The sequence below is a fragment of the Duganella sp. 1411 genome, from assembly GCF_017833525.1.
GTDB lineage: Bacteria > Pseudomonadota > Gammaproteobacteria > Burkholderiales > Burkholderiaceae_D > Rugamonas.
The window spans coordinates 593,039-608,505 of the sequence record NZ_JAFICD010000001.1; the positions used below are offsets into that span (position 1 = coordinate 593,039).

General features: G+C 68.5%; 10 protein-coding genes. 3 read left to right on the top strand and 7 right to left on the bottom strand.

Annotated elements, in window-relative coordinates; genetic code table 11:
• Nucleotides 1–5 precede the first annotated feature (5 nt).
• Both JOD97_RS02315 and JOD97_RS02320 read right to left on the bottom strand, forming a co-directional pair.
• Nucleotides 6–5,138 (bottom strand): non-ribosomal peptide synthetase, encoded by a 5,133-nt coding sequence (locus JOD97_RS02315; protein ID WP_209713006.1) that lies wholly within the window; start codon nucleotides 5,136–5,138, stop codon nucleotides 6–8.
• Nucleotides 5,139–5,192: 54 nt separating this feature from the next.
• Complete coding sequence (locus tag JOD97_RS02320) at nucleotides 5,193–5,504, bottom strand: hypothetical protein (RefSeq protein WP_209713007.1); 312 nt, start codon at nucleotides 5,502–5,504, stop codon at nucleotides 5,193–5,195.
• 281 nt (nucleotides 5,505–5,785) lie between these two features.
• Between JOD97_RS02320 and JOD97_RS02325 the strand changes: the two genes are divergently transcribed.
• Nucleotides 5,786–6,709, top strand: a complete 924-nt coding sequence (locus tag JOD97_RS02325) for a cyclopropane-fatty-acyl-phospholipid synthase family protein (protein WP_209713008.1) — start codon at nucleotides 5,786–5,788, stop codon at nucleotides 6,707–6,709.
• 26 nt (nucleotides 6,710–6,735) lie between these two features.
• On the opposite strand, the gene JOD97_RS32520 is transcribed toward JOD97_RS02325, so the two are convergent.
• Entirely contained in the window at nucleotides 6,736–7,362 is a 627-nt protein-coding gene (locus tag JOD97_RS32520) for a PEP-CTERM sorting domain-containing protein (protein WP_229264153.1), read from the bottom strand.
• Between the two features lie 87 nt (nucleotides 7,363–7,449).
• Between JOD97_RS32520 and kefC the strand changes: the two genes are divergently transcribed.
• Nucleotides 7,450–9,297 carry a glutathione-regulated potassium-efflux system protein KefC gene (gene kefC / locus JOD97_RS02335; RefSeq protein ID WP_209713009.1) on the top strand — a complete coding sequence of 616 codons (1,848 nt, stop codon included), beginning with the start codon at nucleotides 7,450–7,452 and terminating at the stop codon, nucleotides 9,295–9,297.
• A 155-nt stretch (nucleotides 9,298–9,452) separates the two neighbouring features.
• Here the strand turns inward: kefC and JOD97_RS02340 are convergent, their stop codons facing one another.
• The 4 genes from JOD97_RS02340 to JOD97_RS02355 form a co-directional block, all read right to left on the bottom strand.
• Nucleotides 9,453–11,738 carry a bifunctional diguanylate cyclase/phosphodiesterase gene (locus JOD97_RS02340; RefSeq protein WP_209713010.1) on the bottom strand — a complete coding sequence of 762 codons (2,286 nt, stop codon included), beginning with the start codon at nucleotides 11,736–11,738 and terminating at the stop codon, nucleotides 9,453–9,455.
• Between the two features lie 109 nt (nucleotides 11,739–11,847).
• Nucleotides 11,848–12,198, bottom strand: a complete 351-nt coding sequence (locus JOD97_RS02345; protein ID WP_209713011.1) for a hypothetical protein — start codon at nucleotides 12,196–12,198, stop codon at nucleotides 11,848–11,850.
• Nucleotides 12,199–12,474, bottom strand: a complete 276-nt coding sequence (locus tag JOD97_RS02350; RefSeq protein WP_209713012.1) for a hypothetical protein — start codon at nucleotides 12,472–12,474, stop codon at nucleotides 12,199–12,201. It lies immediately after the preceding gene.
• Nucleotides 12,475–12,487: 13 nt separating this feature from the next.
• On the bottom strand, nucleotides 12,488–13,690 hold the full coding sequence (locus tag JOD97_RS02355) for a matrixin family metalloprotease (RefSeq protein ID WP_209713013.1): 1,203 nt from the start codon (nucleotides 13,688–13,690) through the stop codon (nucleotides 12,488–12,490).
• Nucleotides 13,691–13,949: 259 nt separating this feature from the next.
• On the opposite strand from JOD97_RS02355, the gene JOD97_RS02360 reads away from it, so the two are divergent.
• Nucleotides 13,950–15,464 (top strand): CitMHS family transporter, encoded by a 1,515-nt coding sequence (locus JOD97_RS02360; protein WP_209713014.1) that lies wholly within the window; start codon nucleotides 13,950–13,952, stop codon nucleotides 15,462–15,464.
• Nucleotides 15,465–15,467 lie beyond the last annotated feature (3 nt).

Here is a 15,467-nt window from a genome sequence, read left to right on the forward strand (position 1 = left end):
TTCGCTCAGTGGTCGGAGTCTGCGGAGTCTGATACGGAAACGGCGGCGCCGGCGGGCGGCCTGCGGCTGGCATGCTGGTCGCGCCGCGCCGCCCTTTGCGCCATCCGCGCCAGCATGGCGTCGCCGGGCGCGCCGCCGTCGGCCAGATGGCGCGCCAGGCCGCGTATGGTGGGGTACTGGAACAGCGTGATCGTGCCCACCTCCACCTGCAAACGCTGCACGATCAGGTCGCGCATGGACGTCATCAACAGCGAGTGGCCGCCGACGTCGAAGAAGCTGTCGTCGGGACCGAAACGCTCGTCGCCCAGCAAGGACTGCCAGATCTGCGCCAGCGCCAGCTCGGTGGCGCTGTTGAAGTGCCGCGGGGCGTCGGCGGCGGCGGGCGCCTGGCGGTACTCGGGCCGGGGCAGCGCCGCCAGATCGGTCTTATTGTTGGGCAGCAGCGGCATCGCATCGAGTTCGACGAAGGCGGCCGGGATCATGTACGCCGGCAGCGTGCGTTTGAGGTGCTGCCGCAGCGCGGCCGCGTCGGCGCCGCCCGGAGCGGCCGCCTGCAGGTAGGCGACCAGCCGCACGTCGCCGGGCCGGTCCTCGCGCGCCAGCACGACCGCGTGGCGCACGCCGGGATGGCGCAGCAGGTGGTGCTCGATCTCGGCCAGCTCGATGCGGTGGCCGCGCACCTTGACCTGGCGGTCGGCGCGGCCGAGGAATTCGATCGTGCCATCGTGCCAGTAGCGTCCCAGGTCGCCGGTCTTGAACAGCGTGGCGCGCGGCGTGCGCGGGTCGGGCCACGGGTCCGGCAGGAACACGCGCGCGGTCAGCTCCGGGCGCCGGTGGTAGCCGTGCGCGACCTGGATGCCGCCGATGTACAGCTCACCCACCGTGCCGATCGGCACCGGCCGCAGCGTGGCGTCGAGGATGTGGACCACGACGTTGGCCACCGGCCTGCCGATCGGCACCGAGCGCAGACGCTCGCCGCGCCGGCAGGCCCAGTGGCAGGCGTAGATCGAGGTCTCGGTCGGCCCGTACAGGTTGTGCAGTTCGCCGTCGAAGCGTGCCAGCACGTCGTCGTGCAGCGTCAGCGACAGCGCCTCGCCGCCGCAGAAGATGCGCCGCAGCGACGGGCACAGTTCCAGTTGCCCGGCGTCGGCGAAGGCGCGCAGCGCCGACGGCACGAACTGGATCTGGGTGATGCCGGCCGCGCGCACCAGCGCGCCGAGCGTGTCCGGCGCCAGCATCTGCTCGCGCCGTCCCAGGTGCAGCTGGGCGCCGCTGATCAGCGGCAGGAAGATCTCCCACACCGAGATGTCGAAATTGATCGAGGTGCGGCCCAACACCTTGTCGGCCGGCGCCAGCGGAAAGCGTGTGCGCATCCACCGCACCTGGTTGCACACGCCCGCGTGCGGAACCTTGACCCCTTTCGGCCGGCCGGTCGATCCCGACGTGTACATCACGTACATCAGGCTGTGCGGGGTGGCGGCGTTGGCGGGCGGATAGCCGGGCCGGCCGGCGATCTGTTCGCGTTCGCCGTCGACCACCACGGCCGGCACCGGGCAGGCCGGCAACCGCGCCAGGTGCGAGCGCTGCGTGGCGATCAGCGCCAGGCCGGCGTCGGCGATGATGTCGGCCAGCCGCTCGGAGGGGAAATTCGGGTCCAGCGGCACGTAGGCCGATCCGGCCTTGAGTATCGCCAGCAGCGTGACGACCAGGTCTGCGGACGGCTCGAGGTGCACGCCCACCCACTGCCCGGCGCCGGCACCGGCGGCGACCAGATGGTGGGCCAGCTGGTTGGCCTGCCGTTCCAGTTCCGCGTAGGTCAGCCCGCGATCCCAGCTCGCCAGCGCCGGCGCGTGCGGCGTGGCGGCCGCCTGGCGCTCGAATAGCGCCATCACGGTGTCCGGCGCGGCGCCGTCCGAGGTGGCGTTCCAGTGCGTCAGCAAGGCCAGGTCGGCGGCGCCGACCAGATCGTAGGCGCCCAGCGCGCGGCCGGCGTCGTCGAGCACCTGCTCCAATAGCAGCAGGTACTGGCGCAGCAGGCGCTCGGCGCTGCCCTGCGCGTACAGGTCGGTGTTATAGGACAGCCGCAGTTCCGGCCTCTCCTCGCGGTCCTGCACCTCCAGCGTCAGCTCGTACTTGGCGTCGTCGTTGCCGTCCTCGTACACCGCGCAATGCAGGCGATCGTCGATCGCGCCACGGTACAGCTTTTCCTGGAACACGAACATCGCCTGCACTAGCGGCGCGCGGCCGGCGCCGCGTTCCGGCTGCAGCGCCTCCACCAGCTTTTCGAACGGGAAGGACTGGTGTTCCAGGCAGGCCAGCGACGACGCCCGCACCTGCGCCAGCAGCGCCGCGAAGGTATCGGCGCCGTCGAGCCGCGTGCGCATCACCATCGTGTTGGCGAACAGGCCGATGGTCCCGGCGGCCGCCGGATGCTCGCGGTTGGCGGCCGGGCAAGCCAACAACAGGTCGCGCTGGCCGGAGTGGCGGTACAGCAGCAGATTAAATACCGCGAACAGCGTCATGAACGAGGTGGCGCCGTAGCGGCGGTTGAACGCCGCCAGGGCGTCGCTCAGGCGAGCCGGAACCGCCAGGCGGCTGACCGCGCCGCGGAAGCTGCGCACGGCCGGACGCTGGTAATCGGTCGGCATTTCCAGCATGGTCTGGCAGCCGTCGAGATGCCGGCGCCAGAATGCCAGGCCCGGGCCGTCGTCGCGCGTGGCGCGCCAGCGCAGCCAGTCGCCATAGCCGACGCCCGCGCCGGCACCGATGGCGCGGCGCGGCGCCGGCCCGCCGGTGCGCGAACGGTACTGGTCGATCAATTCGCGGCAGAACAGGCCGATGGAGCGGCCGTCGAACACGATGTGGTGCACCGCCACCTGCAGCCGGTGTTCATCGTCCGGTAAATCGAAGCGCGTGAAGCGCAACAGCGGGCCGTGTTCCAGGTCGAAGGGCCGGGCGCCGTCTTCGGCGGCCAGCGGCCCGCACTGGCGGGCGGCGCCGGCGGCGTCCAGATGGCGCAGGTCGACCCGGCCCACCGGCACCGCCAGCGTGGCCCGCACCGACGCCACCGGCCGCCCGCCAACCTGGGTGAACACCGTGCGCAGCGCGTCGTGCGCGGCCACCATGGCCGCCAGGCTGGCGTTGAGCGCGTCGTCGTCAAGCTCGCCGTGCAGGCGCAGCGTGAAACGCATGTTGTAGGCGCCCAGCGCGGGGTAGGTTTGCGCCAGCAGCCACAGACCCTCCTGGCCGGGCGAGCACTGGCCGCGCGCGGCCGCCAGGTCCACGACCCGGGCCACGGGGGCGCGCAGGACGGCGCTGACGGCGCGCGCCGGCAGTCCCTCCGCCAGCGCGGCCGGCGTTGGATGATCGAAGAAGCGGCGGTAGTCGAGCGCGACGCCCAGCTCGGCCTTGATGCGGCCGATGGCGGCGGCCACCCGCAGCGAGTCGCCGCCCAGTTCGAAGAAATGGTCGTCGATCCCCAGGCCGTCGAGCCCCAGCACCTGCTCCCATACGCGCAGCAGTTTGCGCTCGGTGGCCGTGCGCGGCGCCACGCACGGATAGCTCAGCGCCGGGCGCGCGCGGCCGGGCGGCGGCAGGCTGACGCGGTCGATCTTGCCGTTGGAAAGCGTCGGCAGCGCCTCCAGCACCACCCAGGCCGACGGCAGCATCGCTTCCGGCAGGCGCGTCGCCAGCGCCGCGCGCACCCGGTCCACCGGCACGTCGGCGCCCGGATGGAACACCAGATAGGCGGCCAGGGTCTTGTCGAGCCCCTCCTCGCGGCACACCACCACCGCCATGCGGATGGCGGGATGGTCCGCCAGCGCCGCCTCGATCTCGCCGCACTCGATGCGCACGCCGCGGATCTTGACCTGGAAATCGCGCCGGCCGATGTAGATCATCTCGCCCCGGGCGTTGTACCGGCCCAGGTCTCCGGTGCGGAACAGCGGCCGGCCTTGCAGCAGCGACAAGGGATTGGAGACGAAGCGCTGGCGCGTCAGCTCCGGCAGGTTGGCGTAGCCCAGCGCCACGCCGTCGCCGCAGATGCAGATCTCGCCCGCTTGGCCCGGTCCCACCTCGCGCAGGTGCTCGTCGAGCAGAAAAACCTCCGAGCCGGAGATCGCCCTGCCGATGCTGATCGGCGCGCCGGCGCGCAGTTCGGCGTAGCTGGCGTTGGCGGTGGCCTCGGTCGGCCCGTACAGGTTCCAGATGCGCAGCGACGGCCAGATGCGCGCGGCGCGCTCGATCAGCACGTCGTGCACCGCCTCGCCCGACAGTACCACGCAGGCCGGCCCGGCGGGCCGCTCGGCCGGCGCCAGCGCCTCGGCGCACTTGAGCACCTCGTTCCACACCGATGGCACGCAATACAGGCCGAAGCCGGGATGGGCGCGGTACCAGTCCAGCAGCAGCGCCGGCTGGCGCAGCAGGTCGCGCTCGAGCACGTGCTGGGTCCGGCCCAGCATCAGCGGCGCGTAGAACTGCGTGACGCCGGCGGCAAAGCACATCGACGACGTCAGCGGCAGGTCGACGTCGCCCATTTCCGGGCGCAGATGATGGCAGTGCCAATCGAGGTAATAGGCAAGGTTGCGGCGCGTGATCATCACGCCCTTGGGCTTGCCGGTCGAGCCGGAGGTGTACATCAGGTAGGCCAGGCTGTCGGGATCGGCGGCGCGTGGCGCCGGCGCGGCGGCCGGCGGCGCGGCGGCCTCGGCCAGGTCGAGCACGATGAGGTCGGGGGCGACGGCGGCCATGTCGGCCCGCAATTCGGCCTGCGTGATCGCCAGCGCGACGGCGGCGTCGGCGATGATGTAGGCTTGCCGTTCGGCCGGGTCCGCCGGCGACAGCGGCACGTAGGCCATGCCGGCCTTGAGGATGCCGAGAACGGCGACGGCGGTCAGCGGTCCCGGCTCGAAGCAGACGGCGATCCGCGCCCGCGCCGGCAGACCGCGCGCCAGCAGCGCGGCGCACATATGGTCGGCGCGCCGGTTCAACTCGGCATAAGAGAGGATTTGCCGCCCGCTCTGGATGGCGATCTGGTCGCCACAGCGCGCGGCTTGCCGCTCGAAGGCGGCGACCACGTCATCGATGAAACGCGTTGCCGCACCGCGGCCTGCGGGAGAAAGGGAGCCGAGGATGTCCATGTGTCCTTTCGTATCGGTCGCGGGGCCTGCGCGGTGGGCAACGGTTAGCACGGGTCAGGACGCCAGGATGGACTTGACCGCCACCACGTGATGGCTCATGGTGTCGGCGGCGCTGCTGGCTTCCTCCGGATTGCTGATGTGGTAATTGGCGACGTGGAACACCGGCGTGCCGGCGATCACCTTGAGGATGCTTTGCTCGTACTTGTCGCGGGTGGCCTCGTCGAGCCCGAACAAGCCGACGATGGCCTTGACGGTCGCTTCGGTGCCCTGCTTGCGGCTCAGTTCCGCCTGGATCAGGGTTTTGAGGGTCTGGTCGCTGGTGAAGCGATCGATGATTTGTGAAGCTTTATCTTGAATCGTAGCCATAGGTACTCCAATAGAGAGACAACGCAATGATCGACGCCAGCACCCACGCGGAGTCCCGGCTTCCGCCTGCGAGCATAGAGCTCGACTTTCGTCAAAGTAGTCGCGGCGTTTTTATGGCCGAGTACGCTTCAACCGATTCAGATTAACAATATGTTCACGGTGGGCTTTGAGGTTGCTCAATTCAACAACCCTTGCTTTACGGCTGAGAATGGCAGATGGCGTGCGTGACGGGTTCTTGACTATCTGCTACATTACGCGCACTCCAACATTGCGATTTCCCCATGCCCACCAATGACCAACGTTTGATTTCCCACGAAGCACAACAGCAAGATCACGAGCAACTGCTAGGCGCGGCGCGCGAGCGCCTGCGGCTGGCCGGCGATATGCCGGGCGCCACCGTCGCGCAGCAGTTGGAACTGCTCGAACGCTTGGACGAGTTCGAATTGGGACGCTTCCTGCTGGCGAACCGTGGACTCAACGCCGAGTGGACCCACCGGATGGTCACCTATGCGCCGGACGACGGCACGGCCGGCGCCATGACGGCGCTGGAACGGCGCGTGGTCGAGCAACTGCCGGCCGTGCTGGCCACGCGCGAGCGTTTCGGCGTGTTTCGCCAGCAGCTGCAAGGCTTGCTCAAGCCCGGCATGCGCCTGGCGTCGGTGCCCTCGGGCTGGATGGGGGAGTTGCTGTTGCTCGACTACGCGGCCGCGCCGGACGTCGCGCTGGTCGGCGTCGACCTGGACCAGACGGCGCTCGACGGCGCGCTGGCCCTGGCCGAACAGCAAGGCCTGGCCGGGCGCCTGACGTTGCTTCGGCAGGATGCCTGGTCCGCCGGGTGGACCGACAAGGTGGATGTGTTGGCCAGTAACGGCCTGAATATCTACGAGCCGGACGACGCCCGCGTCACGGCCTTGTACCGCCGCTTCCACGACGCGCTGCGCCCGGGCGGCACGCTGGTGACCAGCTTCCTGACGCCGCCGCCGACCTTGTCGCCGGAATCGCCGTGGAAGATGGCTGAACTCGATCCGGCGGCGCTGGCGCTGCAGTTCCTGCTGTTCGTCCGCATCATCGAGGTGAAATGGAGCGCGTTCCGCACCCACGCCCAGACCCGCGCGCAGCTGGAGCAGGCCGGCTTCGTCGACATCCGCTTCATCGATGACCGCGCCGGCATGTTCCCGACCGTGGTCGCGCGCACGCCGGGCTGACCGGCGCGCGCCGGTTTTAGTTCCTGTTATTTCCCCGCGCCGCTGCCAGCGCGGCGGCGCGCCACCATGCCCAGCAAGCCCAATCCGCCCAGCAGCATGCCGTAGGTCGCCGGTTCCGGCACCGCCGTCACCTTGATGTTGGCGTCCGGCGCGAAATCGGCCAGCCGGCCGAGGCCGGACACATTGGTGTCGATCGACCACACGGTCCACGTGTAATCCTTGAAATCCCGGCCGTTCGACGGCAGCAGCGAGGCCGACACGGTGGCGAAGATCTGGTCGCCGACGATGTGCTCGGTGATCGGCGTCGCGCCGGCGCCGGCCGTGCCGTTGGCGCGCAGGGTCACGGTGCGGTTGAATACCGCGCCCGGCAGGCCGACCGACGTGAACGGCGCGACGGTCGCCCCGCCGGCGTCGAGGCCGAACACGTAGGCCGCGCCATTGACGCCGGCGATGGCGCCGGCCGCCGTGGTGCGGAACACGAATTCGTTGGTGCCGGCGTTGTAGCTGACATCGGCCGACAGCACGTCGAAGGCGGCGTCGCGGCTGCCGGTGTAGCCGGACAGGAAATCGCCGGAGATGTCGGTCACGGCGTGGGCGTTGGCGCTGACGGCAAAAGCGGCCAGGGCCAGGGTTTTCAGGAGCAGGTTCTTCATTTATGTCATCCTTGTCGTTATGATGGGCGCCGGTGTGATCGCGCCACCGTATATTCCAGACAACTAAAAAAGGTTCAAACATTTTCTATGGCCCACGGTTTTCTTTTGCACATGGTGTTTTATCTGGTGGCGGCCGTGGTGCTGGTGCCGCTGGCCAAGCGCGCCGGCATGGGCGCGGTGCTCGGCTACCTGGCCGCCGGCGCCCTCATCGGGCCGTGGGGCATGGCGCTGATCGGCAATGTCGAGGACGTGCTGACGGTCTCCGAGTTCGGCGTCGTGCTGATGCTGTTCCTGATCGGCCTCGAACTCGAGCCCAAGAAGCTGTGGTCGCTGCGCCGGCCCATCTTCGGCTGGGGCGGCGCCCAGGTGCTGCTGGTCGGCGCGGTGTTGACGGCGGCGGCCATGGCCTGTGGCGTCGACTGGAAAATCGCCCTGATCGCCGGGCTCGGCATGTCGCTGTCGTCGACCGCGATCGTGCTGGCCACCTTGGGCGAGCGCAAGCTGATGCCCAGCCCGGCCGGCTCGGCCAGCTTTTCGATCCTGCTGTTCCAGGACATCGCCGCGATCCCGATGATCGCGCTGGTGCCGCTGCTGGCCGGTGTTGCCGCAGAGCACAGTGGCGGCGGCTGGATGCGGGTGGTCAAGCTGGTGGCGGTGCTGCTGACCTTGATCGCCTTCGGCCGCTGCCTGGTCAACCCGATCATGCGCTTTCTGGCCCGCACCGGGCTGCGCGAGCTGTTCACCGCGTTCGCGCTGCTGCTAGTGATCGGCATCTGCCTGCTGATGGAATCGGTGGGGCTGTCGCTGGCGCTCGGCACCTTCACGGCCGGCGTGCTGCTGGCCGACTCCGAATACCGGCACCAGCTGATCAGCGACCTGGAGCCGTTCAAGGGACTGCTGCTCGGGCTGTTCTTCATGGCGGTCGGCATGTCGGCCGACTTCGGCGTGCTGCTGGCCCATCCGCTGCTGGTGCTGGGGCTGACCTGCGGCCTGCTGCTGCTCAAGGGCGCCCTGCTGTACGGCATGGCGTTCTGGTTCGACATCCCGCGCGGGCAACGGCTGTTTTTCGCGCTGCTGATGTCGCAGGGCGGCGAATTCGCCTTCGTCGTGTTCGGCAGCGCGGTCGAAGCGCGGGTGCTGGCGCCGGACACCTCGGCCATGCTGGTGATGGTGGTGACCTTGTCGATGGTGGCCACGCCGCTGCTGTTGCTGCTGTACGACCGGCTGGCGGCGCCGCGGCTGCGCGGCGCCAGGAAAAAGCGCGAGGCGGACAAGATCACCGTCGAGCACCCGGTCATCATCGCCGGCTTCGGCCGCTTCGGCCAGATCATCGGCCGGCTGTTGTCGGCCAACCGCATCGGCGTGACGGTGCTCGATCACGATCCCGACCAGATCGAGCTGCTGCGCAAATTCGGCTACGAAGTGTTCTACGGCGACGCCACCCGCATCGACCTGCTGGAGGCGGCCGGCATCGGCAAGGCCGTGGCGCTGGTGATCGCCATCGACAACGTCGACGACAGCCTGGCGCTGGTCGACGCCGTGCGCGAGCGCTACCCGTCGCTGACGATCCTGGCGCGGGCGCGCAACGTCACGCATTACTACGAACTGCTGAACCGCGGCGTGACGCTGATCGAGCGCGAGACCTTCGAAGCGTCGCTGCAGCTGGGCGCGAAAGTGCTGCAACGGCTCGGCTTTGGCGCCGAGCGCGCCGAGCAGGCGGCCCGCATCTTCCGCACCCACAACCTGAAGATGCTGATGGAAGCGTATCCGCACCAGCAGGACCCGGACAAGATCCTCTCGCTGGCGCGCAAGGGGCGGCTCGAGCTGGAAGAGATGATCGCCGGCGACGCCGCCGCCTTCGCCAACGCCGAAACCCCAGCGGGGTCAGTGCCGACATTCGGACACGATCCCGGCGCCGACATCGGAACCACGTAGGGCGGATTAGCGCAGCGTAATCGGCCATGCATGCGTTATCGGCGGCTCATCGATGGCCGATTACGGCGTTCCGCCTCTCAAGGCCTACCGGCAGGTAGGCCGTGCCATCGATGTGCCCCCGGGGCGCATTGGCGGGCATTGCCCGCTAATCCGCCCTACGACGGATACGACGGCATCACGGCCTGCCCCCGGCGTGTGCCAGCGAACGCCAACAGCGCCTGCGCATCGACCGGGCGCGAGATGTGGTAGCCCTGCAGGTGGTGGCAGCCCATCGCCTCCAGCGCGCGCGCCTGGTCGGCCGTTTCCACGCCCTCGGCCACCAGCTCGAGCCCCAGGCTGTGCCCCATGGCGACAATGGTGGCCACCAGCGCGTGGCTGCGCGCACTGTCGACCATGCCGGTGACGAAGGAGCGGTCGATCTTGAGCGTGTTGATCTGGAACTGGGTCAGGTAGCTGAGCGACGAATAGCCGGTGCCGAAATCGTCCAGCGAGATGCTGACGCCGAGCTCGCGCAGCCGCCCCAGCGCCACGCGCACCTGCGCGCCGTCGCCGATCAGCACGCGCTCGGTGAGCTCGAGCTCGAGCCGGCGCGGCGCCAGCGCGTTGGCCGACAGCGCCCGTTCGACCAGCCCGATGAAGGCCGGATCGAGCAGTTGCCGCGCCGAGACGTTGATGCTGACCACCAGCTCGGGCAGGCTGTCGCGCCAGCGCGCCAGCTGGCTGCACGCCTCGGCCAGCACCCACGCGCCCAACTCGATGATCAGGCCGCTATCCTCGGCGACCGGGATGAAACGGTCGGGGCCGACCACCCCCAGCGTGCCGCTGCGCCAGCGCAGCAAGGCCTCGACCTTGCCCATGCGGCCGCTGGCGGCGTGGGTGATCGGCTGGTACACCAGGTGCAGCTCGCCGGCCTGGATGGCGCCGCGCAGCGCGCCGTCGATCACCAGCGCCTCGCGCGCGTAGGCGCTCATGGCCGGATCGAAGAAGCGCAGCTCTCCCCTGCCCGTCTTTTTGACGTCGTGCATGGCGATGTCGGCGTGGCGCACCAGCGTGTCGCCGTCGTCGCCATCGGCGGGAAAGCACGCCACGCCGATGCTGGCCGAGACGGTGATCAGCTGCGGCGAGAGCTGGAAGCCGTCCCCCAGCGCGCGCAGGATTTGCTGGCCGCGGGCGGCGGCCATGTCGGCGGCGGCGTTCCGCGGCAGCGCCGGCAGCACGACGATGAACTCGTCGCCGCCGAAGCGCGCCAGCAGGTCGGCCTCGCCCAACCCGCCGCGCAGCAATTGCGCCATCTGGCCGAGCAGTTGGTCGCCCGCCGCGTGGCCGAAACAGTCGTTGACGCGCTTGAACTTGTCGATGTCGATGAACAGCACGGCGCAGGCGTGGCCGCTGGCGCGCGCGGCCGACAGCGCGCCGGCCAGCCGCAGCGACAACCCGTGCCGGTTGAGCAAGCCGGTGACGTTGTCGTAGTGGGCGGCGCGGTACAGCCGGTCGTCATTCGCCTTGCGCTCGGTGATATCCATCACCAGCAGCATGCAATGCAGCCGGCCGCGCTCGTAGTGGCGCGAGGCGATCAGCTCGACCGGCAGCTGGCGCCCGTCGGCGCCGGTGATCACCATGGTTTCGACGTGCGGATAGTGCGCGGCCGCCGCGAAGCGCTGGAAGTGCGCTGCCACCTGCCCGCGGCTGATGCCCGTGACCCAGTCGGCCATGTGGGTGCCGATCAATTGCTTGGCTTTGGCACAGCCCAGCAGCGCGGCGCTGCGCTCGTTGGCGGAGCGGATGATGCCGTCGCCGTCGTAGACGATGAATCCCTTGCTCAGGCTGTCGATGGCGCGGGTGTAGCGCTTCTGGACCTTCTCCTGCACCGCGTGGATCAAACACAACAACGAGCCGGCCTTGACCAGGAACGACCAGATGAACCAGGCCTCGATCACCAGTGGCACCAGGTCCAGCGCGTTGGCCAGGTTGAACATGCCGCGCGCCACCAGGATCAGGCCCAGCAGGCGGTAGTGGTTGCGGTTGCTCGCCAGCCGGTAGCCGATCCACAGGAACGTCAGGCCGTAGACGCTGGCGGTGATTTCCAGGAGCCAGCTCGAGCGGCCGGCGCAGGCGGCGTAGACGATGCAGCCGAACAACAGAAAAACCAGCGCGCCGAGCCGCACGTGGCGCCGCTTGAGGGTGCCAAGGAAGAATTCGGTGCCGGCCCAGTAGCCGGCCACGCTGACCGTGAGCGTGGCCGACGCCAGCGCGTAGCGCGGCCAGTCCTGCGGTCCCAGGTACCAAACGGCGGTGCCGGCGGTCATCGCCAGCTGGCCCGCCGCCCACGCGATCGCGTGCTTTTCATCGCTGTGCCGCCACCATAAAAACACCAGCACCGCGCAAAGAATCAGGTCGGCGCCGAGCGAAAACAGGATAAAGGTCTGGGGCGATACGTTCATAAACAAGCAATATGCCTCAGCATCGAGTATTAATCAATGCCGAAGGGACATACACCGGCGGCTTCGGGCATTTAAGCCGCCCACATCGCACGCTGCGCCCGCCACCGGCTCAATCGAGCGTGATCACGCACCCCACGCCGTAGCTCTCCAGATCCTCCACGTGCATCGTGCGCAGCCTGAAGGTGACGCTGCGGCCGAAGCCGACCCGGCCGCCGGGACGCAGGTTCAGGTCCGAGCCGGGCGGGCCGAGGTGGTCGCCGCCCGTGCCCACCGCGCCGGTATCGAGCCCGTCGATGCGATACACCTCGATCGCCTGGGCGTTGTCGCGGTCGTAGTCGCTGCGGGAATCGGTGAACGTGACGCTGCCCCAGGCGAGGAAGGCGCGGGCGCGGTCGAAATTGACGGTCGCCGTCGTGGTGCCGGTGCCGAAATTCCACAAGTTGACTCGAAAGGCGTCCATTTAGATGCCCCCCTTGACCGACTGGCGCGGCGCCCGCGCGGCCAGCCGCAGGTGTTTGAGCGCGGCGTCGAACACCAGTGTCCTCTGCCGGTCGGCGGGGTCGAACTCCGCCGGCGCGGCATGGATCTCGAAGCGCGCCGGGTCGCCCAGCTCGGCCAGCGCCGCGCGCAGCTCCTGGTCCGTGCACGCCACCGGCTGCTCGTTGCCAAACACGTAGTGGGCGTGCAGCCGCACGATCTTTCCGGTTGCCGACTCAACGATTGCATAGTGTGTCATGGTAAAGGTCTCCTTAGTCGAGCGCGAGCACGCAGCCCGAGCCATATGCTGAAAGATCGGATGAATGGAAGGTGCTCAACCGAAACTGCACCGTGCGCCCGACGCCGATGTAGGCCCCGGGGAACAGGTTGCTGGGGGCGCCGTTGGTGCCCAGGTGGTCGCCGCCGTAGCCGACGTTGCCGACCAGTTCGCCGTCGACGCGGAACACGTCGAGCGCGCAGGCGTTGTCGCGGTCGTAATCGCCGAGCGCATCGACGAAGGTGGTCTGGCCGAACGCGAGGAAGCGGCGGCGCCGGCCGAAATCGACCAGCGCCGACCCGGTGCCGCCGGCGAAGGCCCACAGGTTGACGACGGTGGCGCGGGCGCTGGCGCCGGCGCGGAACGGGTACAGGCTGAGGATGCCGCGGATATCCTCTTCGGCCAGCGCGTGGCGGCCGTTGTGGGCGAACGGATACATGATGGTGCTGTCGAGCCGCGAATGGCCCAGCCCCAGCGCGTGGCCGATCTCGTGGATGGCGACGTGGAACAGGTCCTCGCCGCCGGCGTCGCCGAAGCGCCAGTCGCGCCAGGTTTCCGCCTCGTCGAAGTGGACCCGCCCGTTCCTCGGATAAAAGCCGTGCGCCAGGATATGGCCGGGGCCGTCGAACGGCGAGCCGTCGCCGTGGTCGCCGGACTCGAAGCCGAGCCGGATGTCGGCCCCGTCGGCGGTGTTGACGCGCGTGAAGTGCAACGGGCTGGCGGCGGCCCACACCTGGAAGGCGGCGTCGATGCACTCGACCTCCGTCGTCAGGTCGGGCGAACCGTTATAGACCTGGTAGCGCAGGTCGTAGCTTTCCCACGGGCCGCTGTTGAAGCGGAAGGTGAACGGATCGTCCGTCTCCGAGCCGGCGTTGCCCAGCGACTCGTCCAGCGCCTTCAGGTCGACGCCCTCGGGGATGTCGCGCACGCCGCAGCGCGGCTGGCGCAGCAGCTTGAGCGTCTGGACGTCGAGGTTGCCGGTCACCGGCAGGTGGAAGTAGGCCTGGAACAGGCGCACCGCGCGCGTCATGTCGGCGTCGTACAGGTCGGCGCTGTACAAGTCGGTCTTGCCGCCGGCCGGATGGTAGCCCAGCCGGGTCAGCAGCTGTTTGACCAGTGCCACCCCTGCACCGCGCGCGCCTTCGCGATGGACGATCTTGGCGAGCTGCTGCGCTCGCTCGGCGGGATATTTGCTCATATTTATCACCCTCTGTGTGGTCGACAACCCATCGCTAGGTCAAATTCTGTTCCCTCCCCACCCCGCGACGTTGAGAAAGATCAAACCCGGCCATGCTGCGCCCGGGAGCGCTTTTAGCGCGCGGCCGGCGGCACGATAGGCCACTGAAAGTGAATTGAAAGCTTCGGCCATTTATAGTATTCGCATAACTTATGCAGCTTATGCAAAAAAACTATAACGACGGCGTGATTGCCGGCGGTGTGATACTGAGGAGAATGAAATGTTGACCGTGCTCGCTTACTCGATGGTCGTGGTATTTATGTTTTTGATCATGACCAAGCGCCTGCCGGCGCTGGTCGCCTTGATCCTGGTGCCCGTCATCTTCGGGCTGATCGGCGGATTCGGCGGCGAACTCGGTCCGATGATGCTCGCCGGCATCAAGCAACTGGCGCCCACCGGCGTCATGCTGATGTTCGCCATCCTGTATTTCGGCGTCATGATCGACGCCGGCCTGTTCGATCCGGTGGTGCGGCTGATCCTCAAGCTGGTCAAGGGCGACCCGATGAAGATCGTGGTCGGCACCGCCGCGCTGACGATGATCGTCTCGCTCGACGGCGACGGCGCCACCACCTATATGATCACCGTCTCGGCCATGCTGCCGCTGTACCAGCGCCTCGGCATCAGCCGCCTGGTCATGGCGTGCGTGATCATGCTGGCCGGCGGCGTCTTTAATATCCTGCCGTGGGGCGGCCCGACCGCCCGCGCCGCCAGCGCGCTGGGCGTGGACGTCAGCGAGATCTTCGTGCCGATGATCCCGGCCATGGTCGCCGGCGTGTGCTGGGTGCTGTTCGTCGCCTACGTCCTCGGCCGCAAGGAACGCAAGCGCCTGGGCCTGATCGAATTCCAGCCGGCGCAGGCCGCCAAGGCCGCGGCCGACATCGACGCCGTCGCCATGCAACCGGCCTACACCGGCGTCGCCCAGCTGCAGCAGGTCAACGCCGCCATGGGCATGCACGGCGCCATGGGCGGCGCCGGCCAGGTCGGCAGCGCCGGCCGTCCGCGCCACCACCACGTCGAGCACGGCGGCGCCGGCGCCAAGGTGGTCCACCTGCACGGCGCCCCGGACACCGGCGCCGGCGACGACCTCCAGCTGACCGACCCGGCCACCGCCCGTCCCAAACTGATCTGGATTAACCTGCTGCTGACGCTCGCGCTGATGGGCATGCTGATCAAAGGCGCGCTGCCGCTGCCGGTGCTGTTCATGATCGCCTTCGCCATCGCCATCATGATCAACTACCCCAAGCTGGAGGATCAAAAGGAGCGCCTGACCGCCCACGCCGCCAATGTGCTGCCGGTGGTGTCGCTGATTTTCGCCGCCGGCATCTTCGTCGGCATCCTGCAGGGCACCAAGATGGTCGATGCCATCGCCGCCAGCGTCATCACCGCCATTCCAACATGGATGGGGCCGCATCTGGCGATCGTCACCGGTTTCCTCAGCATCCCGTTCACCTTCTTCATCTCCAACGACGCGTTCTACTTCGGCGTCGTGCCCATCCTGGCCAAGGCGGCGGCGGTGTACGGCATCACCGGCGCCGAGATCGGCCGCGCCTCGATCATCGGCCAGCCGGTCCACCTGCTCAGCCCGCTGGTGGCGTCGACCTACCTGCTGGTCGGGATGGCCAAGATCGAGTTCGGCGACCACCAGCGCTACACGCTGATGTGGGCGATCTCGGCGTCGTTGGTCATGCTGGCCGCCGCGCTGGTCTGTGGCGTGATCCCGTTCATGGGCCATTGAGCG

Coding starts and splice junctions, on each gene's coding strand:
- JOD97_RS02315 (WP_209713006.1), bottom strand. CDS start 5,138: ATGGACATCCTCGGCTCCCTTTCTCCCGCAGGCCGCGGTGCGGCAACG.
- JOD97_RS02320 (WP_209713007.1), bottom strand. CDS start 5,504: ATGGCTACGATTCAAGATAAAGCTTCACAAATCATCGATCGCTTCACC.
- JOD97_RS02325 (WP_209713008.1), top strand. CDS start 5,786: ATGCCCACCAATGACCAACGTTTGATTTCCCACGAAGCACAACAGCAA.
- JOD97_RS32520 (WP_229264153.1), bottom strand. CDS start 7,362: ATGAAGAACCTGCTCCTGAAAACCCTGGCCCTGGCCGCTTTTGCCGTC.
- kefC (WP_209713009.1), top strand. CDS start 7,450: ATGGCCCACGGTTTTCTTTTGCACATGGTGTTTTATCTGGTGGCGGCC.
- JOD97_RS02340 (WP_209713010.1), bottom strand. CDS start 11,738: ATGAACGTATCGCCCCAGACCTTTATCCTGTTTTCGCTCGGCGCCGAC.
- JOD97_RS02345 (WP_209713011.1), bottom strand. CDS start 12,198: ATGGACGCCTTTCGAGTCAACTTGTGGAATTTCGGCACCGGCACCACG.
- JOD97_RS02350 (WP_209713012.1), bottom strand. CDS start 12,474: ATGACACACTATGCAATCGTTGAGTCGGCAACCGGAAAGATCGTGCGG.
- JOD97_RS02355 (WP_209713013.1), bottom strand. CDS start 13,690: ATGAGCAAATATCCCGCCGAGCGAGCGCAGCAGCTCGCCAAGATCGTC.
- JOD97_RS02360 (WP_209713014.1), top strand. CDS start 13,950: ATGTTGACCGTGCTCGCTTACTCGATGGTCGTGGTATTTATGTTTTTG.